This window comes from Streptomyces sp. NPDC001617, from assembly GCF_053596855.1.
On sequence record NZ_JBSFHA010000061.1, the window covers coordinates 32,404 to 56,812 of the forward strand.

Below are 24,409 nucleotides of genomic sequence, written 5' to 3' on the forward strand. Positions count from 1 at the left end.
GTGATCGCCCTCTCTCTCGCCGAGATCGCCTCAGTCGTCGGCGGGCAGACGCATGACATACCGGATCCGTCCGTCCAGGTCACCGCTCCGGTCGTCCGGGACTCCCGCGAGGTGGAGCCCGGCAGCCTCTTCGTCGCCTTCGTCGGCGAGCGCGTCGACGGCCACGACTTCGCCGAGCAGGTCGTGGCGGCGGGCGCGGTCGCCGTCCTCGGGTCGCGCCCGGTCGGTGTGCCGGCGATCGTCGTCGAGGACGTCCAGAGCGCCCTCGGCGCCCTCGCGCGTCATGTCGTACGACGTCTCGGCGCGACCCTCGTGGCCCTCACCGGCTCCGCGGGCAAGACCAGTACCAAGGACCTGATCGCCCAGGTGCTGCAGCGCAAGGCGCCGACGGTGTGGACGCCCGGCTCGCTCAACAACGAGATCGGGCTGCCCCTGACCGCCCTGTCCGCCACCGAGGAGACCCAGTTCCTCGTGCTGGAGATGGGCGCCCGCGGCATCGGACACATCCGGTACCTGACCGAGCTGACCCCGCCGAGGATCGGACTCGTGCTCAACGTCGGCACCGCCCACATCGGCGAGTTCGGCGGCCGTGAGCAGATCGCGCAGGCCAAGGGCGAACTCGTGGAGGCTCTTCCGGAGGACGGCGCCGCGATCCTCAACGCGGACGACCCCCTCGTACGGGCCATGGCATCCCGTACGAAGGCGAAGGTGATCCTTTTCGGAGAGTCCGGCGAAGCGGACGTACGTGCCGAGAACGTACGACTCACGGACACGGGACAGCCCGCCTTCAGGCTCCACACACCCTCCGGTGCAAGCGACGTGACCATGCGCCTGTACGGTGAGCACCACGTGTCGAACGCGCTCGCCGCGGCCGCCGTCGCCCATGAGCTGGGCATGTCCGCGGAAGAGATCGCCACCGCGCTCTCCGAGGCGGGCTCCCTCTCCCGCTGGCGTATGGAGGTCACCGAGCGACCGGACGGCGTGACCATCGTCAACGACGCCTACAACGCGAACCCCGAGTCCATGCGAGCCGCCCTGCGCGCGCTCGCGGCCATGGGCAGGGGAAAGCGGACCTGGGCGGTGCTCGGCAAGATGGCCGAGCTCGGGGACGAGGCGCTCGCCGAGCACGACGCGGTCGGACGGCTCGCTGTCCGGCTCAATGTCGGCAAGCTCGTCGCGGTCGGGGGCAGGGAAGCGTCCTGGCTGCAACTGGGCGCATATAACGAGGGTTCGTGGGGTGAGGAGTCGGTGCACGTGTCCGACGCACAGGCGGCGGTCGACCTGTTGCGCAGCGAGTTGCGCCCGGGGGACGTCGTACTCGTGAAGGCGTCTCGGTCGGTGGGGTTGGAGAGCGTGGCGCAGGCACTGCTCGAGACCGGTGCCGAGGGTGGGGCTGATGCCCGATGATGAAGCAGATCCTCTTCTCGGGCGTCATCGGTCTCTTCCTGACGCTGGTCGGCACCCCGCTGCTGATCAAGCTCCTCGCCCGCAAGGGCTACGGCCAGTACATCCGTGACGACGGCCCGCGCGAGCACGCCAGCAAGCGCGGCACGCCGACCATGGGCGGTATCGCCTTCATCCTGGCGACCGTGGTCGCGTACTTCCTCTCCAAGGTCATCACCGGCTACGCCCCGACCTACTCGGGTGTGCTGGTGCTCGGCCTGATGTGCGGCATGGGCCTGGTCGGCTTCCTCGACGACTACATCAAGATCGTCAAGAGGCGCTCGCTGGGCCTGCGGGCCAAGGCGAAGATGGCCGGCCAGCTCATCGTCGGCATCAGCTTCGCGGTGCTCGCCCTGCAGTTCCAGGACGCCCGCGGCAACGCCCCGGCCTCCACCAAGCTGTCGTTCATCACGGACTTCGGCTGGACCATCGGCCCGGTGCTCTTCGTGGTCTGGGCGCTGTTCATGATCCTCGCCATGTCGAACGGCGTGAACCTGACGGACGGTCTGGACGGCCTCGCCACCGGCGCCTCGGTGCTGGTCTTCGGTGCCTACACCTTCATCGGCGTCTGGCAGTTCCAGGAGTCCTGCGCCAACGCGCAGACCCTGACCAACCCGAACGCCTGCTACGAGGTGCGCGACCCGCTGGACCTCGCGGTCATCGCCTCCGCGCTGATGGGCGCCTGCCTCGGCTTCCTGTGGTGGAACACCTCGCCGGCCAAGATCTTCATGGGCGACACCGGTTCGCTCGCGCTCGGCGGTGTCCTCACGGGCCTGGCCATTCTCTCCCGCACGGAGCTGCTGGTGGCCATCATGGGCGGTCTGTTCGTCCTCATCACCATGTCGGTCGTCATCCAGGTCGGTTCCTTCCGGCTCACCGGCAAACGCGTCTTCCGGATGGCACCGCTCCAGCACCACTTCGAACTCAAAGGCTGGTCCGAGGTACTTGTGGTGGTCCGCTTCTGGATCATCCAGGGCATCTGCGTGATCGTCGGACTGGGCCTCTTCTACGCGGGATGGGCAGCGGAAAAGTGACCTCCTCGGTGCCTGAATCCTCGGAGTTCCAGGGCAAGCACGTCACCGTCGCCGGGCTCGGCGTCTCCGGCATCCCGGCGGCCAAGGTGCTGCACGCGCGCGGGGCGGTCGTCACGGTCGTCAACGACGGCGACGACGCACGCGCGCGTGAGCAGGCCGCCGAGTTGGAGACGCTCGGGATCACCGTGCGCCTCGGTGACGGGGCGACCCTGCCGGAGGGCACCGAGCTCGTCGTCACCACGCCGGGCTGGAAGCCGGACAAGCCGCTCTTCGAAGCGGCCCGCGCGGCCGGCCTGGAGATCTGGGGCGACGTCGAACTCGCCTGGCGGCTGAGGGGACCCGACGCGGCCCCCTGGCTGGCCGTCACCGGCACCAACGGCAAGACCACCACTGTCCAGATGCTGGCGTCGATCCTGAGGGCCGCGGGCCTGCGCACGGCCGCCGTCGGCAACATCGGCGTCTCGCTCCTCGACGTGGTCCTCGGCAAGGAACAGTACGACGTCCTCGCCGTGGAGTTGTCGAGCTATCAGCTCCACTGGGCGCCCTCCCTGCGCGCGCACTCGGCGGCGGTGCTGAACCTCGCCCCCGACCACCTCGACTGGCACGGTTCCATGGAGGCGTACGCGCGCGACAAGGGCCGTATCTACGAGGGCAATCGGGTCGCCTGTGTCTACAACGTCGCCGACAAGGCCACCGAGGACCTGGTGCGCGAGGCCGACGTGGAGGAGGGCTGCCGGGCCATCGGGTTCACCCTGGGCACCCCGGGTCCCTCCCAACTCGGTGTCGTGGACGGCATCCTGGTCGACCGCGCCTTCGTGGAGAACCGGCAGAAGAACGCCCAGGAGCTCGCCGAGGTCTCCGACGTCAACCCGCCCGCCCCGCACAACATCGCCAACGCCCTGGCGGCGGCGGCCCTCGCGCGTGCGTTCGGGGTGCCCCCGGCGGCCGTACGGGACGGGCTGCGGAACTTCACGCCGGACGCGCACCGCATCGCGCATGTGGCCGACGTGGACGGGGTCGCCTACATCGACGACTCCAAGGCCACCAACACGCATGCGGCGGAAGCCTCGTTGGCGGCGTACGAGTCCATCGTCTGGATCGCGGGCGGGCTCGCCAAGGGCGCGACCTTCGACGAGCTGGTCGCCAAGTCGGCAAAGCGACTTCGCGGTGTCGTGCTGATCGGCAAGGACCGGGCCCTGATCCGGGAAGCCCTGACGCGACACGCGCCGGAAGTACCCGTCGTCGACCTCGACCGGACCGACACTGGGGCGATGCTCGCGGCTGTCCAGGAGGCGAAGCGGCTCGCGGTCGCGGGGGACACGGTGCTGCTGGCACCGGCCTGCGCCTCGATGGACATGTTCGCCAACTACAACAAGCGCGGTGACGCGTTCGCGGAGGCGGTTCGCGGACTCGGCGCCTGACCGAGGTATGCGGAGGCGCTGATGCCCAGTAGTCGTACCGGACGTCCGCCCGTGCAGCGGGCCGTCAGACGTCCCGCCGCTCCCCGGTCGCCCCGTGACAACCCCGTGCGGCGCGCGTATCTCAACGCCAAACGGGCCTGGGACCGGCCGCTGACCGCGTACTACCTGATCGCCGGCGGTTCCCTGCTGATCACCGTGCTCGGTCTGGTGATGGTCTACTCGGCCTCCCAGATCACCGCGCTCCAGATGTCGCTGCCGGGTTCGTACTTCTTCCGCAAACAGCTGCTCGCGGCCGTCATCGGCGGTGTGCTGCTGCTGATCGCCTCCCGGATGCCGGTCAAGCTGCACCGGGCGCTGGCCTACCCGATCCTGGCCGGTGCCGTGTTCCTGATGGTGCTGGTGCAGGTGCCGGGGATAGGGATGTCGGTCAACGGCAACCAGAACTGGATCTCACTCGGCGGCTCGTTCCAGATCCAGCCCAGCGAGTTCGGCAAGCTCGCCCTCGTGCTGTGGAGCGCCGACCTGCTCGCCCGCAAGCAGGACAAGAACCTGCTCAACCAGTGGAAACACATGCTGGTGCCGCTCGTGCCGGTCGCCTTTCTGCTGCTCGGACTGATCATGCTCGGCGGTGACATGGGCACGGCGATCATCCTCACGGCGATCCTTTTCGGCCTGTTGTGGCTGGCCGGGGCCCCCACGCGGCTGTTCGTCGGCGTGCTGTCGATCGCCGCCACCCTCGGTGTGATCCTCATCAAGACCAGCCCGAACCGCATGGCCCGGCTCGCCTGCATCGGCGCCACCGAGCCCAAGTCCGGCGTCGCCGACTGCTGGCAGGCCGTGCACGGCATCTACGCGCTCGCATCCGGCGGAATCTTCGGATCCGGGCTCGGCGCGAGTGTGGAAAAATGGGGCCAACTCCCGGAAGCCCACACGGACTTCATCTTCGCCGTCACCGGTGAGGAACTGGGCCTCGCGGGGACGCTGTCGGTGCTCGCCCTCTTCGCGGCTCTAGGCTATGCGGGTATCCGCGTGGCCGGCCGCACGGAGGACCCCTTCGTCAGGTATGCCGCGGGAGGCGTGACCACCTGGATCACGGCCCAGGCCGTGATCAACATCGGTGCGGTGCTCGGCCTGCTGCCGATCGCCGGTGTCCCCCTCCCGCTGTTCTCCTACGGGGGATCCGCCCTGTTGCCGACCATGTTCGCCATCGGACTGCTGATCGCCTTCGCGCGTGACGAGCCCGGTGCGCGGGCGGCGCTTTCGATGCGGCAACCCCGCTTCGGCAGAAAGCGGGCGGGAGGCGCCGCGTCGGCACGGGGGCCTCGGAGATGGAACACGATGCGACGGCGTGCGCCTACGGCGCGGCCGTCCGGAGAGCGGTGAATTTCGGTGCATGTCGTACTCGCCGGTGGGGGGACCGCCGGCCACATCGAGCCCGCGCTCGCCCTCGCGGACGCCCTGCGCAGGCAGGACCCGACCGTGGGGATCACGGCCCTGGGCACGGAGCGCGGTCTGGAGACCACGCTCGTGCCACAGCGAGGCTACGAGCTCGCACTCATCCCGGCCGTACCGCTGCCGCGTAAGCCCACGCCCGAGCTGATCACCGTCCCGGGCCGGCTGCGCGGCACGATCAAGGCGACCGAGCAGATCCTGGAGCGCACCAAGGCGGACGCGGTCGTCGGCTTCGGCGGCTATGTCGCCCTGCCCGGCTACCTCGCCGCCAAGCGCCTCGGCGTGCCGATCGTGATCCACGAGGCCAACGCCCGCCCGGGCCTGGCCAACAAGATCGGCTCGCGCTACGCCGCCCAGGTCGCCGTCTCCACGCCCGACAGCAAGCTCCGGGGCGCCCGCTACATCGGCATCCCGCTGCGCCGCACCATCGCCACCCTCGACCGGGCCGCCGCCCGCCCCGAGGCCCGCGCGATGTTCGGGCTCGACCCCAACCTGCCGACGCTGCTGGTCTCCGGCGGCTCGCAGGGTGCCCGCCGCCTCAACGAGGTGGTCCAGCAGGTCGCGCCCTGGCTCCAGCAGGCCGGCATCCAGATCCTGCACGCGGTCGGTCCGAAGAACGAACTGCCGCACGTACAGCAGATGCCGGGAATGCCCCCGTACATCCCGGTAAGTTACCTGGACCGGATGGACCTCGCGTACGCCGCTGCCGACATGATGCTCTGCCGCGCGGGCGCGATGACCGTCGCCGAACTCTCCGCCGTCGGACTCCCGGCCGCCTATGTCCCGCTGCCCATCGGCAACGGCGAACAGCGGCTGAACGCCCAGCCGGTGGTGAAGGCCGGCGGTGGGCTGCTGGTCGACGACGCGGAACTGACGCCCGACTGGGTGCGGGGCAATGTGCTGCCCGTGCTCGCCGACCCGCACCGGCTGTACGAGATGTCCCGCGCCGCCGCCGAGTTCGGCCGCCGGGATGCCGACGACCTGCTCGTCGGCATGGTGTACGAGGCGATCGCCGCCAGCCGTGCACATCACTAGGAACGGTTTTTCCATGTAAGCGAAGGGCAGGGAGCGTGGCCGGACCGACCACCGCCGAGGAACGCGGTGAACGCCAGCAGGAGTCGTCCGGCCCGCCTCTCGCCCGGCGGTTGAGGCCGCCACGCCTCCGCCTTCGTACGATCATCATCCTCGCCGTCACGCTCGTCCTCCTCGGCGCCGGCTCCGTCTGGTTGTTGTACGGATCGAAGTGGCTGCGCGTTGAACGCGTATCGGTTTCCGGTACCGGCGTTCTGACGCCGACACAGGTGCGCGAGGCCGCCGAAGTGCCCGTCGGGGCACCGATGATTTCCGTCGACACCGATGCGATCGAGACACGCCTCCGGACAAAACTGCCCCGAATTGACACGGTTGACGTGGTCCGTTCCTGGCCCCATGGAATCGGCCTGAAAGTGGTTGAGCGCACTCCGGTTCTGATTGTCCAAAAGGGCGGAAACTTCGTCGAAGTGGACCATGAGGGTGTCCGTTTCGCCACGGTTTCTCGGGCCCCGAATGGCGTTCCCGCACTGGAATTGAGGCCGTCCTCTTCCGGCTCCGCCGCCGCGAGCCTGCGCCGCTTCGGCGAGGATCGGCTGGTGCGGGAGGCGGTACGGGTCGCCGGTTCGCTCCCGGCCGGAGTCAGGCACGAGACCCGGACCGTCAAGGTGCGTTCCTACGACGACATCTCGCTGGAGTTGAACGGCGGGCGGACGGTCGCCTGGGGGAGTTCCGAACGTGGTGCGATGAAGGCCCGTATGCTCACCGCTCTCATGAAAGCGGCGCCGGATGCGCGGCACTTCGACGTCTCGGTTCCCACCGCCCCTGCGTCATCAGGGAGTTGACGCACATCAGCGCAGGCCAGCACCCTGGTTGGGCACCGCTATGGCTGATCACATAGGGTGAAAAGAAAAACGGGAGGTTCGGCGTGTTCGTTGAACGTGCGCCACTTGTCGACTTAGTGTCCTGTTCGGAAGAGTCCAGCGAACAGTCACACTGGTAACCCTAAACTTCAACGTTAGGGTTCGGGTCGGCGATACGGACCGTCCCATTCGGCATCAGTCGTCGGATCGCATCCCCCGCGAAGCGACGACACGTAACTCGAGGCGAGAGGCCTTCGACGTGGCAGCACCGCAGAACTACCTCGCAGTCATCAAAGTCATCGGTGTCGGCGGCGGTGGTGTCAATGCCATCAACCGGATGATCGAGGTCGGTCTCAAGGGCGTCGAGTTCATCGCCATCAACACGGACGCGCAAGCTCTGTTGATGAGCGACGCCGACGTCAAGCTCGACGTCGGCCGCGAACTCACCCGCGGACTCGGCGCCGGAGCCAACCCGGCCGTCGGCCGCAAGGCAGCCGAGGACCACCGCGAGGAGATCGAGGAGGTCCTCAAGGGGGCCGACATGGTCTTCGTGACGGCCGGTGAAGGCGGCGGAACCGGCACCGGCGGCGCGCCCGTCGTGGCCAACATCGCACGCAACCTGGGCGCCCTCACCATCGGTGTGGTCACCCGCCCGTTCACCTTCGAGGGACGGCGCCGTGCCAACCAGGCCGAGGACGGCATCGCCGAGCTCCGCGAAGAGGTCGACACCCTCATCGTCATCCCGAACGACCGGCTGCTGTCCATCTCGGACCGCCAGGTCTCGGTCCTCGACGCCTTCAAGTCGGCCGACCAGGTCCTGCTCTCCGGTGTTCAGGGCATCACCGACCTCATCACCACGCCCGGTCTGATCAACCTCGACTTCGCCGACGTCAAGTCGGTCATGTCCGAGGCCGGTTCGGCCCTCATGGGCATCGGCTCGGCCCGCGGCGACGACCGCGCGGTGGCCGCGGCCGAGATGGCGATCTCCTCGCCGCTGCTCGAAGCGTCCATCGACGGCGCCCGTGGTGTGCTGCTCTCCATCTCCGGCGGCTCCGACCTCGGTCTGTTCGAGATCAACGAAGCGGCCCAGCTGGTCAGCGAGGCCGCCCACCCCGAGGCCAACATCATCTTCGGCGCGGTCATCGACGACGCCCTCGGCGACGAGGTCCGGGTCACGGTCATCGCGGCCGGCTTCGACGGGGGCCAGCCCCCGGCCCGCCGGGAGACCGTGATGGGTTCGTCCTCGGCCTCCTCCCGCCGCGACGAGCCCACTCCGGTACGGCAGTCCGAGTCCCGCCCGTCCTTCGGCTCGCTCGGCAGCGTCACGCCGAAGGAGGACCTGGAGCCCGCTCCCGAGCCGACCGCCGACCTCCCGGTCGCCCCGCCGGTCCCGCCCTCGCGCAGCTACACCGACAGCGCGGCCGAGGAGCTGGACGTGCCGGACTTCCTGAAGTGATAGGACGGCGCGACATCGTGAGCGGCGCGCACTTCGCCTTCACCGACCGGTGGGGTGGGGTGAGCGCCGTTCCGTACGAGGAGCTCAACCTCGGCGGAGCGGTCGGCGACGACCCCGACGCCGTACGGGCCAATCGCGAGCTGGCGGCCAAGTCCATCGGCCTCGACGCGGATCGGGTCGTCTGGATGAACCAGGTGCACGGCAACGACGTCGCCGTGGCCGACGGACCATGGGGTGACCGTCCCGTGCCCGAGGTCGACGCCGTCGTCACGGTGCGGCGGGGTCTCGCGCTCGCCGTCCTCACCGCCGACTGCACGCCCGTTCTGCTCGCCGACCCGGTCGCCGGAGTCGTCGCCGCGGCCCACGCGGGCCGGCCCGGCATGGTCGCCGGCGTCGTCCCGGCCGCGCTACGCGCGATGACGGAACTCGGCGCCGACCCCGCCCGGATCGTCGCCCGCACCGGCCCCGCCGTCTGCGGCCGGTGCTACGAGGTGCCGGAGGCGATGCGGGCCGACGTGGCCGCCGTCGAGCCGGCGGCGTACTCGGAGACGAGTTGGGGTACCCCCGCGGTCGACGTGACCGCGGGAGTGCACGCGCAGCTCGAACGGTTCGGGGTGCGTGACCGGGAGCAGTCGCCGGTGTGCACGCTGGAGTCGGCCGATCACTTCTCGTACCGACGCGATCGCAGCACGGGGCGACTCGCGGGATATGTCTGGCTGGACTGAGGGCATGACGGACCGCAAAGACGAACTTGCTCAAAACCTGGCAAAAGTGGAGCGTCGTATCGCCGACGCGTGCGCGGCCGCCGGACGTGGGCGGGAGGAGGTGACCCTGATCGTGGTCACCAAGACCTACCCGGCGAGCGATGTGAGGATCCTGTCGGAGCTCGGTGTGCGACACGTGGCCGAGAACAAGGACCAGGACGCGGCCCCCAAGGCCGCGGAATGCTCGGATCTGCCCCTGACTTGGCATTTTGTCGGTCAGTTGCAGACCAACAAGGTTCGTTCCGTGGTCGGTTACGCCGACCTGGTGCAGTCGGTCGACCGCGCCCGGCTCGTCACCGCGCTCTCCAGGGAGGCGGTACGACAGGAGCGCGAGCTCGGCTGCCTGATCCAGGTGGCACTCGACGCGGACGAGAGCGGGCGCGGTGAGCGCGGGGGCGTGGGACCCGACGGAATCGAAGAGTTGGGCGAGTCGATCGCGGCGGCGCCGGGGCTTCGGCTGGATGGACTGATGACCGTCGCGCCGCTCACCGGCCCCTACGCGGGACGCGAACCTGCGGCGTTCGAGCGGTTGATGGATTTGTCGACCGACCTGCGCCGAGCCCATCCGGCTGCGAACATGGTCTCGGCAGGAATGAGTGCGGACCTCGAACAAGCTGTGGCGGCCGGAGCGACACATGTGCGCGTCGGCACTGCGGTACTCGGAGTCCGCCCGAGGCTCGGGTAACGTCGCCAGGAAGTCGGACCACAGCAGAAAATATGGTCAATGCCGCCAGTGGCGGGCGTAACGACCTCGTGGATCGCGGGCACTTGGCAGTCGTCAGCCGATCCACCACAGAGCGGAGGACTCAGAGAATGGCCGGCGCGATGCGCAAGATGGCGGTCTACCTCGGCCTCGTGGAGGACGATGGGTACGACGGCCGGGGCTTCGACCCCGATGACGAATTCGAGCCCGAACTGGACCCGGAGCCCGAGCGGGACCATCGACGGCACGAGCCGTCACACCAGCAGCACATCGCACATCAGTCCCAAAGGGACGAAGAGGTGCGAATCGTGCAACCGCCCGCTCCGCGCGAACCCGTCGCCCGTTCCGCTTCGCTACCCGCGGAATCCGGCCGTCCGGCGCGCATCGCGCCCGTGGCGTCCATCACACAAGAACGCGCAAGCCTGGAGAAGAACGCACCGGTGATCATGCCCAAGGTCGTGTCGGAACGAGAGCCTTACCGGATCACCACACTCCACCCGCGGACCTACAACGAGGCCCGTACCATCGGGGAACACTTCCGTGAGGGCACCCCGGTGATCATGAATCTGACTGAGATGGATGACACAGACGCGAAGCGACTTGTCGACTTTGCGGCCGGTTTGGTGTTTGGTCTTCACGGCAGCATCGAGCGGGTGACGCAGAAGGTGTTCCTGTTGTCGCCTGCTAACGTCGATGTCACGGCGGAGGACAAGGCCCGTATCGCAGAGGGCGGGTTCTTCAACCAGAGCTGAGACGCACGACCGGAAACAGCGATACAAAGCAGTACCAGCAGCACGGAAACAGGGGAGAGGGAAGCACCGAACATGGGCGTGGTCCTGGAGATCGTCTACATCGCGCTGATGTGCTTCCTCATCGTGCTCATCTTCCGGTTGGTCATGGACTACGTCTTCCAGTTCGCCCGCTCATGGCAACCCGGCAAGGCGATGGTGGTCGTTCTGGAGGCCACCTACACTGTCACTGATCCACCGCTCAAGCTTCTGCGGCGGTTCATTCCGCCGCTGCGTCTCGGGGGCGTGGCGCTCGACCTGTCCTTCTTCGTACTGATGATCATCGTCTACATCCTGATCTCGATCGTGAGCCGGCTGTGAGCGATGTGACCTACCGTCTTGCCGAATGCCGACGACTACGTTGAGGTGAAGAGATGCCGTTGACCCCCGAGGACGTGCGGAACAAGCAGTTCACGACCGTCCGCCTCCGAGAAGGCTATGACGAGGACGAGGTCGATGCCTTCCTCGACGAGGTCGAAGCCGAACTGACGCGCCTGCTCCGGGAGAACGAGGACCTGCGCGCCAAGCTGGCCGCGGCCACGCGCGCTGCTGCCCAGAACCAGCAGAACATGCGCAAGCCTCCGGAGGGCCCCGGCGGTCCTGGTCCGCAGGACCAGCAGCAGGGCATGCCCCCGCAGGGCATGCGAGGCCCCGGCGCTCCGGTGCCGGCCGGCATATCGGGCCCGCCGCAGCAGCAGATGGGCGGCCCCATGGGAGGCCCGCCCCAGCTGCCGAGCGGTGCGCCGCAGCTGCCCGCCGGTCCCAGCGGTGGTCAGGGTGGCCCGCAGGGTCCCGGTCCGATGGGCCAGGGTCCGATGGGCCAGGGTCCGATGGGCCAGGGCCCCATGCAGGGGCAGATGGGCCAGGGTCCGATGGGTGGCCCCATGGGCGGTCCGATGGGCCAGGGCACCATGGGCGGTCAGCCGCCCATGCAGCAGCAGATGGGCGGCCCGATGGGTGGCCCCATGGGCGGTCCGATGGGCGGCCCCGGTCAGGGCCCCGGTGGCGACAGCGCCGCCCGTGTCCTCTCGCTGGCCCAGCAGACCGCCGACCAGGCGATCGCCGAGGCTCGCTCCGAGGCCAACAAGATCGTCGGCGAGGCCCGCAGCCGCGCCGAGGGGCTTGAGCGTGACGCCCGTGCCAAGGCCGACGCGCTGGAGCGGGACGCGCAGGAGAAGCACCGCGTCGCGATGGGCTCCCTGGAGTCCGCCCGCGCCACGCTGGAGCGCAAGGTCGAGGATCTGCGTGGCTTCGAGCGCGAGTACCGCACCCGCCTGAAGTCGTACCTGGAGTCGCAGCTGCGTCAGCTGGAGACCCAGGCCGACGACTCGCTGGCTCCGCCGCGCACCCCGGCCACCGCGTCCCTCCCGCCGTCCCCGGCGCCCTCCATGGCCCCGGCCGGCGCGAGCGCCCCGTCCTACGGCGGCAACCAGGGCATGGGCGCCCCGGCGCCCGCTGCTCCGTCCTACGGCGGCCAGCAGCAGATGACCCCGGCCATGACCCAGCCGATGGCCCCGGTCCGCCCCCAGGGCCCCGGCCCGATGGGTCAGGCTCCCTCGCCGATGCGCGGGTTCCTGATCGACGAGGACGACAACTGACGGCCGCGGCACGGTAAGTAGTACGCCGTAGTCGTCGGCAGTGTTCAAAGGGGCGAGCCCCGGACGAAAGTCCGGGGCTCGCCCCTTTGACGCGGCTTGACCGGTCCGACCCAGAGGGGCGCGGGGCCGTATCGATATGCGGCTTCCGCCGCGTGTGCGCGACCAGCCCCCACGACCCGCAGCCGCCGACGGAGGGAATCACACCTTCCGAAGGCGGAACGAAAGCGACAGCCCCTCATCGGTGAACGGCTCACCGAACGTGTCGTCCGCCTCACCCTGACCGAAGTCCGTCGCAAGAACCTCGTCGGCGATCAGGCCCGCGTGCTCACTCAAGGCAGCGATCACAGCGGTGTCGGTCGACACCCACCGCAACGCGATCCGGTCGGCCACATCCAGCCCGCTGTTCTTGCGCGCCTCCTGGATCAGCCGGATCGCGTCACGGGCCAGACCCGCCTGACGCAACTCCTCCGTGATCTCCAGGTCGAGAGCCACCGTCGCGCCCGAGTCGGAGGCGACCGACCAGCCCTCACGCGGGGTCTCTGTGATGATCACCTCATCCGGAGCGAGAGTGACCGTCTCACCGTCGACCTCGACCGACGCCGTGCCCTCGCGCAGCGCCAGCGACAGCGCCGCCGCGTCGGCGTTCGCCACCGCCTTGGCCACGTCCTGGACCCGCTTGCCGAAACGCTTGCCCAGGGCGCGGAAGTTGGCCTTCGCGGTCGTGTCGACCAGGCTGCCGCCGACCTCGGAGAGGGACGCGAGCGAGCTCACGTTCAGCTCCTCCGTGATCTGCGCGTGCAGCTCGCGGTCAAGAGCCTCGAAGCCCGCGGCCGCCACGAGGGCACGGGACAGCGGCTGGCGCGTCTTCACGCCCGACTCCGCGCGCGTGGCCCGGCCCAGTTCGACGAGGCGCCGTACCAGGACCATCTGCTTCGACAGCTCGGGGTCGATCGTCGTCAGGTCCGCCTCCGGCCAGGAGGACAGGTGCACCGACTCCGGGGCGCCCGGGGTCACCGGCGCGATCAGGTCCTGCCAGACCCGCTCGGTGATGAACGGGGTCAGCGGGGCCATCAGCTTGGTGACCGTCTCGACGACCTCGTGCAGGGTGCGCAGCGCCGCCTTGTCGCCCTGCCAGAAGCGGCGACGGGACCGGCGGACGTACCAGTTGGACAGGTCGTCGACGAACGCCGAGAGCAGCTTGCCGGCGCGCTGGGTGTCGTACGCCTCCAGAGCCTGGGTCACCTGGTCGGTGAGCGCGTGGAGCTCGGACAGCAGCCAGCGGTCCAGGAGCGGACGGTCCGCCGGGGCGGGATCGGCCTCGCTGGGCGCCCAGTTGGAGGTGCGGGCGTACAGGGCCTGGAAGGCGACCGTGTTCCAGTACGTGAGGAGCGTCTTGCGGACGACCTCCTGGATCGTGCCGTGGCCGACCCGGCGGGCCGCCCACGGCGAGCCGCCGGCCGCCATGAACCAGCGCACCGCGTCCGCCCCGTGCTGGTCCATCAGTGGGATCGGCTGCAGGATGTTGCCCAGGTGCTTGGACATCTTGCGGCCGTCCTCGGCGAGGATGTGGCCGAGACAGACCACGTTCTCGTACGACGACTTGTCGAAGACCAGGGTGCCGACGGCCATCAGCGTGTAGAACCAGCCGCGCGTCTGGTCGATCGCCTCGGAGATGAACTGCGCCGGGTACCGGCTCTCGAACAACTCCTTGTTCTTGTACGGGTATCCCCACTGGGCGAACGGCATCGAACCCGAGTCGTACCAGGCGTCGATGACCTCCGGCACGCGCGTGGCCGTCTTCCGGCACTTCGGGCAGGCGAAGGTGACGTCGTCGATGTACGGGCGGTGCGGGTCCAGCTCGGACTGGTCCGTGCCCGTCAGCTCGGTGAGCTCGGCGCGGGCGCCGACCACGGTGAGGTGGTCGTCCTCGCAGCGCCAGATCGGCAGCGGGGTGCCCCAGTAGCGGTTGCGGGACAGCGCCCAGTCGATGTTGTTGTTCAGCCAGTCGCCGTACCGGCCGTGCTTGACCGTGTCCGGGAACCAGTTGGTGTTCTCGTTCTCCTGGAGGAGGCGGTCCTTGATGGCGGTGGTGCGGATGTACCAGGACGGCTGCGCGTAGTAGAGGAGCGCGGTGTGGCAGCGCCAGCAGTGCGGGTAGCTGTGCTCGTACGGGATGTGCTTGAAGAGGAGGCCGCGCTGCTGGAGGTCCTCGGTGAGCTTTTCGTCCGCCTTCTTGAAGAAGACGCCGCCGACCAGGGGGACGTCCTCCTCGAACGTGCCGTCCGGGCGCACCGGGTTCACCACCGGCAGCCCGTACGCGCGGCAGACCTTGAGGTCGTCCTCACCGAAGGCGGGGGACTGGTGGACCAGACCCGTGCCGTCCTCGGTCGTGACGTATTCGGCGTTCACCACGTAGTGGGCGGGCTCCGGGAACTCCACCAGCTCGAACGGACGTTGATACGTCCAGCGCTCCATCTCGGCGCCGGTGAAGGACTCCCCGGTGGTCTCCCAGCCCTCGCCGAGCGCCTTGCCGACGAGCGGCTCGGCGACGACCAGCTTCTCCTGGCCGTTCGTCGCGACGACGTAGGTGACCTCGGGGTGCGCGGCGACCGCCGTGTTGGATACCAGCGTCCAGGGGGTCGTCGTCCACACCAGGAGCGCGGCCTGGCCGGCCAGCGGACCGGAGGTGAGCGGGAAACGGACGTACACGGACGGGTCGACGACCGTCTCGTAGCCCTGCGCCAGCTCGTGGTCCGAGAGACCGGTGCCGCAGCGGGGGCACCAGGGGGCGACGCGGTGGTCCTGGACCAGCAGACCCTTGTTGAAGATCTCCTTGAGCGACCACCAGACCGACTCGATGTACTCGGGGTCCATGGTGCGGTACGGGTCGTTCAGGTCGGTCCAGTAACCCATGCGGGTCGTGAGCGCCTCGAAGGCGTCGGTGTGGCGGGTCACCGACTCGCGGCACTTGGCGTTGAACTCGGCGATGCCATACGCCTCGATGTCCTGCTTGCCGCTGAAGCCGAGCTCCTTCTCGACCGCGAGCTCCACCGGGAGGCCGTGACAGTCCCAGCCGGCCTTGCGGGCCACGTGGTAGCCGCGCATGGTGCGGAAGCGAGGGAAGACGTCCTTGAAGACGCGGGCCTCGATGTGGTGGGCGCCGGGCATGCCGTTGGCGGTGGGCGGGCCCTCGTAGAACACCCACTCGGGGCGGCCCTCGGACTGCTCCAGGGTCTTGGCGAAGATCTTCTGCTCGCGCCAGAAGTCGAGCACGGCGTGCTCGAGCGCGGGCAGGTCGACCTGGGCGGGCACCTGGCGGTATGTCGGCGTTGTCATCAGCGAGCTTCCTCCGGCGGACTTGCTGCCTTCCGTCCGGAGGGACGAGAGCTGTCTTCTGTACGCCGCTTTCGGCGCGCTCCCGCGGTACCACCCTCCTTGGCTCCCCGGTGCGCCCTACGCTCCGGTGAGCCCCCTCATTGGGGTCGCGATGCCGGGTCTACCGGCCGCTGCCTTTCGGCCGCGGCTTTCTTCCGGCGGCTCCGGGGTGATCTTCACGTCGCGCTCGCCCCCGGGCTTCCACCGTCCCCGGGTCGCTCTGGGCTGCGTACGCCGCTACTCGTCCCCATCCTCGCTTCTCGCTCCGCCCAGTGTACGGCGCCGCACGGACAGCGGCGGACCGGTTTTCGGGGCCCCCGGGGACCGGGTGCCGTAGGGGTGGAGATGACCCGAATGGAGCGGTACGCGTGTTCGGATTCTGGGACGCACGGTCCGGCGGATTATGCCGCGAGGAGCTGGGCACAACGGATGCAGGCTTGTGGAGCGGCATGCGCGAGCCGGGCGAATCGGGCGGTGCGCCCCGTTGCCGCGGGGCTCAAGTCGATTTATCGTCCCAGCACGATTCGCGTGCAAGATCACAATATGTGAAGGGGCCGCGGCCATGGTGGCGAAGAAGACCGCCGTACAGCAGTCGGCGTCCGGCAGGTCCACCCGTGCCTCCGGCGGTGCGGCCAAGGATGTGAGCGGCAAGAAGAGCGCGCGGGGAGCGGCCGGTGCGCGGGCGGGGAGGGCGCCTGAGGGGGAGACGACCGCGAAGCCGGTGAAGACGGTACGGGCGGCTGCCGCCGGGGCCGCGAAGAAGACGGGCGCGACGAAGGCCGCCGCGGGGCCCAGGGGTACGGGAAGGAGCGCCGCCCAGAAGACAGCGGCTGCCAAGAAGGCCCCCGCGAGGAAGGCCACCGAAGAGGGCCCGGAGAGACCTCCGGGCACGGAGGCGGCGGTCGGGAGAAAGGCGGCCGGCAAGAAGGCGGCCGGCAAGAAGGCGGCGGTGAGGGAGACGGCCGGGACGAAGACCGCGAAGAAGGCGGTCGCCAAGAAGGCCGCAGCCCGCAAGAGCGTCGCCTCCGCCCGTGCCGCCGAACCGGCGGGTGCCGAGAAGGGGGCGGCCGACGGGGCCGCGGCCGCGAAAGGCGTGGCCAAGAAGGGCGCTGCCAAGAAGGGCGCGGTCGCGAGGGGCACCTCTACGGAGGCGGCGGCCACGGAGGCGGCGGCCACGGAGGCGGCGGCTACGAAGACGGCAGCTACGAAGACGGCAGCTACGAAGTCCGGGGCCACGAAGGCGGCAGCCACGAAGACCGTGGTCAAGGAGACCGCAGCCAAGGAGTCGGCGGCCAAGAAGTCGGCGGCCACGGAGTCGGCAGCTACGAAGGCGGCAGCCACGAAGACCGTGGTCAAGGAGACCGTGGTCAAGGAGAGCGCGGCCAAGAAGTCGGCGGCCAAGAAGTCGGCGGCCAAGAAGTCGGCGGCCAAGAAGACCGCGGCCAAGGAGTCGGCGGTCGCGAAGAGCAAGAGCACGGCCAAGAAGGCGGGCGCGGCGCAGGCCGCGGAGCAGACGGGAGCCACGACGGTGGTTGCGAAGAAGACTCCTGGCACGGCCACGGCGGCGAAGACCGCCGTACCCAAGGCACGGCTCGCCGCGGCGGTGGAGCCGGGCGAGCTGGCGGTGCGCCCCGGCGAGGACCCCTGGACCCCGGAGGAGGTCGAGGAGGCGCGCGCCGAGCTGCAGTCGGAGGCGCTGCGGCTGCGCGCCGAGATCACGTCGTCCGAGGACGCGCTCCAGGGCCTGATGCGGGACTCCGGGGACGGCGCGGGCGACGACCAGGCGGACACCGGCACCAAGAACATCACGCGCGAGCACGAGCTGGCCCTCGCGGCCAACGCGCGCGAGATGCTCACGCAGACCGAGCACGCCCTGGTGCGCCTCGACGAGGGCACGTACGGCCTGTGCGAGAACTGCGGCAACCCGATCGGCAAGGCCCGTATGCAGGCGTTCCCGCGGGCCACCCTGTGCGTGGAGTGCAAGCAGAAGCAGGAACGCCGGTACTGAGGGCGTACGCACGCGTGCCGTACCCTCGTCCTCAGTCAGGTACCTAGGTTGAGGGACTCACGTGGCAGAGGCGGAGCGCATCATCGGTACGCCGGATACCCCAGAGGCGGCGGGGACCGAGCCGGGGCAGGACGCGGCCGTAGGGCCCAGGGGCAAGCGCCGGATCGCCGTGCTGTTCGCGGTCGCCGCCTTCGCGTACCTCCTCGACCTGGGCAGCAAGCTGCTCGTGGTCGCCAAGCTGGAGCACCACGCGCCGATCCAGATCATCGGTGACTGGCTGAAGTTCGAGGCGATCCGCAACGCGGGCGCGGCCTTCGGCTTCGGCGAGGCCTTCACCGTGATCTTCACCGTGATCGCGGCGGCCGTGATCGTGGTGATCGCCCGGCTCGCCCGCAAGCTCTACAGCCTGCCCTGGGCGATCGCGCTCGGCCTGCTCCTCGGCGGCGCGCTCGGCAACCTCACCGACCGGATCTTCCGCTCGCCGGGCGTCTTCGAGGGCGCGGTCGTCGACTTCATCGCCCCCAAGGGCTTCGCGGTCTTCAACCTGGCCGACTCGGCGATCGTGTGCGGCGGCATCCTGATCGTGCTGCTGTCCTTCAAGGGCCTGGACCCGGACGGCACCGTCCACAAGGACTGAGCCCCAGGACCGGGCCCCGGTTTTCCACAGGCTCGTTCGGGGCCGTCGGCCGGGTCCGGCATACTCGACGGGTGAGCACGATTCCCGAGATCCGTACCCTGCCCGTACCCGACGGCCTGGAGGGCGAGCGCGTCGACGCCGCCATCTCCCGCATGTTCGGCTTCTCCCGCACCAAGGCCGCGGAACTCGCCGCGGCGGGGAAGGTCACGGTCGACGGCTCGGTGGTCGGGAAGTCCGAGCGGGTGCACGGCGGCGCCTGGCTGGAGGTCGAGATGCCCCAGGCGCCCGCGCCCGTGCAGATCGTCGCGGAGCCCGTCGAGGGCATGGAGATCGTGTACGACGACGATGACGTGGTCGTGATCGTCAAGCCGGTCGGCGTGGCCGCGCATCCCTCGCCGGGCTGGACCGGGCCGACGGTCATCGGCGGCCTCGCGGCGGCCGGCTACCGCATCTCCACCTCCGGTGCCGCCGAGCGCCAGGGCATCGTGCACCGGCTCGACGTCGGCACCTCCGGCCTCATGGCGGTCGCCAAGTCGGAGCGGGCGTACACCTCGCTCAAGCGGCAGTTCAAGGAGCGCACGGTCGACAAGCGCTACCACACGCTCGTACAGGGCCACCCCGACCCCACCAGCGGCACCATCGACGCGCCCATCGGCCGCCACCCGAACCACGACTACAAGTGGGCGGTCACGGCCGACGGCAAGCCCTCCGTCACGCACTACGACCTCATCGAGGCGTTCCGCGCGGCCTCCTTGCTGGACGTGAAGCTGGAGACCGGCCGCACCCACCAGATCCGCGTGCACATGGCCGCCCATCGCCACCCCTGCGTCGGCGACCTCACCTACGGCGCCGACCCGACGCTCGCCAAGCGGCTGCACCTGACCCGCCAGTGGCTGCACGCCGTACGGCTCGGCTTCGAGCACCCCGGGGACGGGCAGTGGGTGGAGTTCGAGAGCGACTACCCGGCCGACCTGCAGAAGGCCCTGGACCAGGTCCGCGAGGAGACGTACGGATGATGACGCACGCCTACGACGTACGGGTCGCCGAAGACCCCGCCGACCTGGAGACGTGCTTCGCGGTGCGCAAGGAGGTCTTCGTCGGCGAGCAGGGTGTGCCGGAGGATCTGGAGTACGACGAGTACGACGCCGTGGCGGTGCATGTGCTGGCCGTGCGGGACGACGGGGTGCCGCTCGGCACCGGGCGGCTGCTGTACGGGGAGGCGGCCGCGGCGAAGGTCGACGGTGACCTGTCGGTGGGGTCGCTGGGGCGGCTCGCGGTCGCCAAGGAGGCGCGCGGACTGGGCGTCGGCGTGGCGCTGGTGCGGGCCATCGAGGACGCGGCACGCGCGCGCGGGCTGTCAGCGGTGGATCTGCACGCACAGACGCATGCGCTGGGTTTCTACGAGCGGCTCGGGTACGAGGCGTACGGACCGGAGTACCCGGAGGCGGGGATCCCGCACCGGGCGATGCGGCGCGCTCTGTAGCCGGGAGGGCCGGACGTCCAGGTGAGATCGGCGTCGTGGCAGGCTTGAGGTCTGCCATCTGTACGTCGATCTTCCCGGAGAGCTGACCGTGGATCAGTTGGCCCTGTTGTTCGTGCTGTTGCTCGGGGCCGTGGTGAGTGTCCCGGTGGGAGACCGGTTCGGGCTGCCGGCGCCGGTGTTGATGACCCTGCTCGGGGTCGTGCTGGCGGTGGCCGACTTCGTGCCCAACGTCAACGTGCCGCCGGATCTGATCCTGCCCCTGCTGCTGCCGCCGTTGCTGTACGCGGCGGTGCGGCGGACCTCCTGGCGGCAGTTCGCGGCGAACCGGCGGCCGATCTTCCTGCTGGCGGTGGCGCTGGTCTTCGTCACCACCCTGTGCGTGGCCGTGGTGGCCCACGCCATCGTGCCGGGGCTGCCGGTGGCGGCCGCGGTGGCACTGGGGGCGTTGGTCGCGCCGCCCGACCCGGTCGCCGCGACCGCGGTGGCGGGCCAACTCGGTTTGCCGCGCCGACTGATCTCCATCCTGGAGGGCGAGGGCCTGTTCAACGACGTGACAGCGATCGTGCTGTACCACGTCGCGGTCGCCGCCGCCGTCAGCGGTGACTTCCACGCGGGGCGGGCCGCGCTCGACCTGGTGCTGTCCGCCGTGGTCGCGGTCGCGATCGGGGTCGCCCTGGGCTGGGGCGCCAACAAGCTCCTCGACCTGCTGGGGGACGCGACCCTGCAGGTCGGCCTGACACTGCTCGTGCCGTACGCGTCGTACGTCCTCGCCGAGGAACTGCACGGCTCCGGCGTGCTGGCCGTGCTCACCACCGCCCTGTTCCTCGCCGAGTACGCCACCGACCCCGACGACGTGCTCACGCGGCTCGCCGGGCACACCTTCTGGGACATCGTCGACACGCTCGTCACGGGCGTGGCTTTCGGACTGATCGGCCTGGAGCTGCACAACGCCATTCGTACCGCGTCCGGGCGGTGGGGTGAGCTTCTGGGCTGGGCCGGGGCGATCGTGGGCGTGGTGGTCGTCGTACGGCTGGTGTGGCTGCTGCCGGCGACCTGGCTCACCAAACGGCTGCACGCGAAACGGGACTCCGAGGAGGAGATCCCGATGAGCTGGCGGGAGACCGTCGTCATGTGGTGGTCGGGGATGCGGGGTGTGGCTTCGGTGGCGTTGGCGCTGGCGATTCCGCTGAAGACGGACGACGGGTCGGCCTTTCCCGACCGGGACGAGATCGTGTTCATCGCCTTCGGGGTGATCATGGGGACGCTGGTCCTGCAGGGGCTGACCCTGCCGTGGCTGGTGAAGAAGCTCGGGGTGCAGGCCGACACGGAGCGCGAGAAGGAGTTCGAGAGGGAGCTCGCGGTGCGGGCCGCCAAGGCGGCGAAGCGGCGGCTGCGGGAGATCGAGGCGGTCGAGGAACTGCCGGAGGAGCTGGCCGAGCAGATGTTGCGGCGGGCCTTCGAGATCGGGGTGCGGATCAGTCCGGAGATGGGGGAGGAGGAGCGGCGGGAGGCACATGAGATGCGGGTGCGGCGGCTGAAGCGGATGCGGCGGATTCAGGGGGAGTTGCTGAGTGCGGCGCGGCACGAGGTGCTGGCGGCGCGGAGCGAGCCGGGGGCGGATCCGGAGGTGGTGGATCGGGTGCTCCGGCATCTTGACGTGCGGAGTTTGAGGTAGCCGTGCGCAGCGCCCACGTGGCGGTGCCGTGAATGGATATGGCCCCGCGCCCCTTGGGGCGTTGCCCTTTGCAGCGCCGAACAGCGCAGGCGGGTAAATGTGCGGTGCCTGGGCCGGTGTGGTGCGTAGGGTCGGATCATGACTCGTAATGTTGTGGTCAGTGGTGGCGGTACGGGCATCGGGCTTGCCGCGGCGCGGGTTTTCGCCGGTGATGGGGACCAGGTTCTTCTGCTCGGGCGGCGGGTCGAGGTGTTGCAGAAGGCGGGTGTGCCTGGGGCGTTGACCTATGCGGCCGACCTCAGTGACACGGCCGCCGTGCGCGGGGTCGCCGACTTCGTGGCTCGGGAGTTCGGGACCGTGGATGTGCTGGTGCACAGTGCCGGTGGGGCCGGGCATCTGGAGCCCGGGGCCGAGAGCGACGATCCTCTCGAACGGGTCGCGCACAACTGGACCGTGAACTTCCGTATCAACACTCTCACCGCGGCGCTTCTTACAGAGGCACTGAAGGACCGGCTGGCCTCTCCCGGCGGACGGGTGCTGTTCGTCAGCTCCATCGCCGCCTACCGGGGGTCGGGGAGCGGGGCGTACGGGGGTGCCAAGGCGGCGTTGCATCCGTACGCCCATGATCTGGCACGGGAGTTGGGGCCGCGGGGCATCACCGCGAACGTGGTCGCGCCCGGGTACATCGAGGACACCGAGTTCTTCGGACCGCAGATCGATCCGGCCCGGCGTGCGCGGCTCATCGACGACACGCTGAACAAGCGCGCCGGCACGCCCGGCGACGTAGCCGCAACCCTGCACTGGCTGGCGTCGCCGGGCGCCGGGCACGTCACCTCACAGGTGATCCAGGTCAACGGGGGTGCCGAGCGCGGGCAGTGAGACCTCAGCCCCGCCCCGTCCTGGGCGTCTCGGGCGCCCTGCGGGCCGCGCCGTCCGGGGAGCTGTCCGGGGGCGGGCGGCGGCCCGGTGGCAGGGCCGCGTCGGCCGTGTTGACCCGGGGCAGGGCCGACGGGTGGCGCTCGGACAGCCAGCGGATCATCTGTTCGCGGACCGTGACCCGTACCGTCCAGATGTCGTCCGCGTCCTTGGCCGTCACCAGGGCGCGGACCTGGATGGTGTTCGGGGTCGAGTCGGTGACCGCGAGGCCGTAGTCGCGGCCGTCCCAGGCGGGGCACTCGCGCAGGATGTCGCGGAGCTTCTCGCGCATCGCCTCGATCGGCGCCGAGTGGTCCAGGTGCCAGAAGACGATGCCGGTCATCTGTGGGGTGCCGCGCGACCAGTTCTCGAAGGGCTTCGAGGTGAAGTACGAGACCGGCATGGTGATCCGGCGCTCGTCCCACGTCCGTACGGTCAGGAAGGTCAGGGTGATCTCCTCGACCGTGCCCCACTCGCCGTCCACCACGACCGTGTCGCCGAGGCGCACCATGTCGCCGAAGGCGATCTGCAGTCCGGCGAACATATTGCTCAGCGTCGACTGGGCGGCCACACCGGCGACGATGCCCAGCACACCGGCCGAGGCCAGCAGCGAGGCGCCCGCGGCGCGCATCGCCGGGAAGGTCAGCAGCATCGCGGCCACCGCCACCACACCGACGATCGCGGCGACCACCCGCATGATCAGCGACACCTGGGTGCGCACCCGGCGGACCCGTGCGGCGTCGTGGTGGGCGCGCGCGTAGCGGGTGTACGACGAATCGACGATCGCGGCCGCGATGCGCACCACCAGCCAGGCGGTGGCCCCGATCAGCACCAGCGTCAGCGCCTGGCCGATGCCGACCCGGTACGTGTCCAGCAGCCGCGCCTGGTCGTACGACCCTCTCAGCATCGCCGCGCACAGCACGAGCTGGTAGGGCACGCGACCGCGGCGCAGCAGGCCCCACAACGGGGTCTCGCTGTGCCGCTCGTCGGCCTTGCGCAGCAGCAGGTCGGTGAGCCAGCCGATGGCCAGCGTGAGCACGACCGAGCCACCGATCACGATCAGCGGGCGGAGCACGTTCTCCATGCCTGCGAACCTAACCGGCTCCGGGGGGTCATGAACATGTGACTTCGGGCGGGAACGGGGTACGGCCGCCGGAGGGCGTTGTCAGTCCCGGCTGGCACCATGGCCTCATGAACATCATGCTCTTTCACTCGACCTACGGCCTGAGGCCCGCGGTGCGCCAGGCCGCGGACCGGCTGCGCGGCGCCGGGCACGAGGTGTGGACCCCGGACCTCTTCGACGGGCGTACGTTCGAGACGGTCGAGGAGGGCATGGCCTTCAAGGACGAGATCGGCAAGGACGAGCTGCTGAAGAGGGCGGTCCTGGCCGCCGCGCCCTACTCGGAGAGAGGGCTGGTGTACGCCGGGTTCTCGCTCGGCGCCTCCATCGCGCAGACCCTCGCCCTCGGCGACGACAAGGCCCGCGGGCTGCTGCTTCTGCACGGCACGTCGGACATCGCGGCCAACGCCTCGGTGGACGAGTTGCCGGTCCAGCTGCATGTGGCCGAGCCGGACCCGTTCGAGACGGACGACTGGCTGAGCGCCTGGTACCTGCAGATCGGCAGAGCGGGGGCGGACGTGGAGATCTACAGATACGCGGGTGCCGGGCATCTGTACACCGACCCCGAACTCCCGGACTGGGACGAGGAGGCCGCCGAGGCCACCTGGCGGGTGGCGCTCGGCTTCCTTGAGACGCTGTGACGCT

Annotated in this window: 21 protein-coding genes; 19 read left to right on the forward strand and 2 right to left on the reverse strand. The window is 69.7% G+C overall.

Going from position 1 to position 24,409, the window contains the following annotated elements; genetic code table 11:
- The 12 genes from ACWC09_RS35560 to ACWC09_RS35615 all read left to right on the forward strand — a co-directional run bounded on the left by ACWC09_RS35560 (position 1) and on the right by ACWC09_RS35615 (position 12,551).
- Positions 1-1,407, forward strand: coding sequence for a UDP-N-acetylmuramoyl-tripeptide--D-alanyl-D-alanine ligase (locus ACWC09_RS35560; RefSeq protein ID WP_450855102.1), 1,407 nt, complete (start codon positions 1-3; stop codon positions 1,405-1,407).
- Positions 1,404-2,477 carry a phospho-N-acetylmuramoyl-pentapeptide-transferase gene (gene mraY, locus ACWC09_RS35565; protein WP_450855103.1) on the forward strand — a complete coding sequence of 358 codons (1,074 nt, stop codon included), beginning with the start codon at positions 1,404-1,406 and terminating at the stop codon, positions 2,475-2,477. The genes ACWC09_RS35560 and mraY overlap by 4 nt, the downstream gene beginning before the upstream one ends.
- On the forward strand, positions 2,459-3,898 hold the full coding sequence (murD, locus tag ACWC09_RS35570) for a UDP-N-acetylmuramoyl-L-alanine--D-glutamate ligase (protein WP_450855105.1): 1,440 nt from the start codon (positions 2,459-2,461) through the stop codon (positions 3,896-3,898). Before mraY ends, murD begins: the two co-directional genes overlap by 19 nt.
- Before the next feature lie 21 nt (positions 3,899-3,919).
- Positions 3,920-5,281, forward strand: coding sequence for a putative lipid II flippase FtsW (gene ftsW / locus ACWC09_RS35575; RefSeq protein ID WP_450855106.1), 1,362 nt, complete (start codon positions 3,920-3,922; stop codon positions 5,279-5,281).
- 6 nt (positions 5,282-5,287) lie between these two features.
- Positions 5,288-6,385, forward strand: coding sequence for an undecaprenyldiphospho-muramoylpentapeptide beta-N-acetylglucosaminyltransferase (murG, locus tag ACWC09_RS35580; protein WP_450855107.1), 1,098 nt, complete (start codon positions 5,288-5,290; stop codon positions 6,383-6,385).
- Positions 6,386-6,420: 35 nt separating this feature from the next.
- Complete coding sequence (locus ACWC09_RS35585) at positions 6,421-7,224, forward strand: cell division protein FtsQ/DivIB (RefSeq protein WP_450855109.1); 804 nt, start codon at positions 6,421-6,423, stop codon at positions 7,222-7,224.
- Positions 7,225-7,501: 277 nt separating this feature from the next.
- Positions 7,502-8,698 carry a cell division protein FtsZ gene (gene ftsZ, locus ACWC09_RS35590; RefSeq protein ID WP_450855111.1) on the forward strand — a complete coding sequence of 399 codons (1,197 nt, stop codon included), beginning with the start codon at positions 7,502-7,504 and terminating at the stop codon, positions 8,696-8,698.
- Complete coding sequence (gene pgeF, locus ACWC09_RS35595) at positions 8,695-9,423, forward strand: peptidoglycan editing factor PgeF (RefSeq protein WP_450855112.1); 729 nt, start codon at positions 8,695-8,697, stop codon at positions 9,421-9,423. Before ftsZ ends, pgeF begins: the two co-directional genes overlap by 4 nt.
- Positions 9,424-9,427: 4 nt before the next feature.
- Positions 9,428-10,147 carry a YggS family pyridoxal phosphate-dependent enzyme gene (locus ACWC09_RS35600; RefSeq protein WP_450855113.1) on the forward strand — a complete coding sequence of 240 codons (720 nt, stop codon included), beginning with the start codon at positions 9,428-9,430 and terminating at the stop codon, positions 10,145-10,147.
- Positions 10,148-10,275: 128 nt separating this feature from the next.
- The gene (locus tag ACWC09_RS35605) at positions 10,276-10,917 is read left to right on the forward strand and encodes a cell division protein SepF (protein WP_450855115.1); all 642 of its coding nucleotides are present in this window, start codon (positions 10,276-10,278) and stop codon (positions 10,915-10,917) included.
- A 72-nt stretch (positions 10,918-10,989) separates the two neighbouring features.
- The gene (locus ACWC09_RS35610; RefSeq protein ID WP_360954826.1) at positions 10,990-11,274 is read left to right on the forward strand and encodes a YggT family protein; all 285 of its coding nucleotides are present in this window, start codon (positions 10,990-10,992) and stop codon (positions 11,272-11,274) included.
- A gap of 53 nt (positions 11,275-11,327) precedes the next feature.
- Entirely contained in the window at positions 11,328-12,551 is a 1,224-nt protein-coding gene (locus tag ACWC09_RS35615; protein WP_450855116.1) for a DivIVA domain-containing protein, read from the forward strand.
- 198 nt (positions 12,552-12,749) lie between these two features.
- On the opposite strand, the gene ileS is transcribed toward ACWC09_RS35615, so the two are convergent.
- On the reverse strand, positions 12,750-15,887 hold the full coding sequence (ileS, locus tag ACWC09_RS35620) for an isoleucine--tRNA ligase (protein WP_450855117.1): 3,138 nt from the start codon (positions 15,885-15,887) through the stop codon (positions 12,750-12,752).
- A 601-nt stretch (positions 15,888-16,488) separates the two neighbouring features.
- On the opposite strand from ileS, the gene ACWC09_RS35625 reads away from it, so the two are divergent.
- The 6 genes from ACWC09_RS35625 (at position 16,489) to ACWC09_RS35650 (ending at position 22,608) form a co-directional block, all read left to right on the forward strand.
- The gene (locus ACWC09_RS35625; protein ID WP_450855118.1) at positions 16,489-17,934 is read left to right on the forward strand and encodes a TraR/DksA family transcriptional regulator; all 1,446 of its coding nucleotides are present in this window, start codon (positions 16,489-16,491) and stop codon (positions 17,932-17,934) included.
- A 61-nt stretch (positions 17,935-17,995) separates the two neighbouring features.
- Entirely contained in the window at positions 17,996-18,571 is a 576-nt protein-coding gene (gene lspA / locus ACWC09_RS35630; RefSeq protein ID WP_450855119.1) for a signal peptidase II, read from the forward strand.
- 71 nt (positions 18,572-18,642) lie between these two features.
- Positions 18,643-19,587: an RluA family pseudouridine synthase gene (locus ACWC09_RS35635; protein WP_450855121.1), complete on the forward strand. Its 945-nt coding sequence runs from the start codon at positions 18,643-18,645 to the stop codon at positions 19,585-19,587.
- On the forward strand, positions 19,584-20,054 hold the full coding sequence (locus ACWC09_RS35640) for a GNAT family N-acetyltransferase (protein WP_450855122.1): 471 nt from the start codon (positions 19,584-19,586) through the stop codon (positions 20,052-20,054). Before ACWC09_RS35635 ends, ACWC09_RS35640 begins: the two co-directional genes overlap by 4 nt.
- A gap of 88 nt (positions 20,055-20,142) precedes the next feature.
- A complete protein-coding gene (locus ACWC09_RS35645; RefSeq protein WP_450855124.1) occupies positions 20,143-21,729 on the forward strand; it encodes a Na+/H+ antiporter in 1,587 nt (528 codons plus the stop codon).
- 138 nt (positions 21,730-21,867) lie between these two features.
- Positions 21,868-22,608 (forward strand): SDR family NAD(P)-dependent oxidoreductase, encoded by a 741-nt coding sequence (locus ACWC09_RS35650; RefSeq protein ID WP_450855126.1) that lies wholly within the window; start codon positions 21,868-21,870, stop codon positions 22,606-22,608.
- A 4-nt stretch (positions 22,609-22,612) separates the two neighbouring features.
- Here the strand turns inward: ACWC09_RS35650 and ACWC09_RS35655 are convergent, their stop codons facing one another.
- Complete coding sequence (locus ACWC09_RS35655) at positions 22,613-23,728, reverse strand: mechanosensitive ion channel family protein (RefSeq protein WP_450855127.1); 1,116 nt, start codon at positions 23,726-23,728, stop codon at positions 22,613-22,615.
- A 107-nt stretch (positions 23,729-23,835) separates the two neighbouring features.
- On the opposite strand from ACWC09_RS35655, the gene ACWC09_RS35660 reads away from it, so the two are divergent.
- Complete coding sequence (locus ACWC09_RS35660; protein ID WP_450855129.1) at positions 23,836-24,405, forward strand: dienelactone hydrolase family protein; 570 nt, start codon at positions 23,836-23,838, stop codon at positions 24,403-24,405.
- Positions 24,406-24,409: the final 4 nt, after the last annotated feature.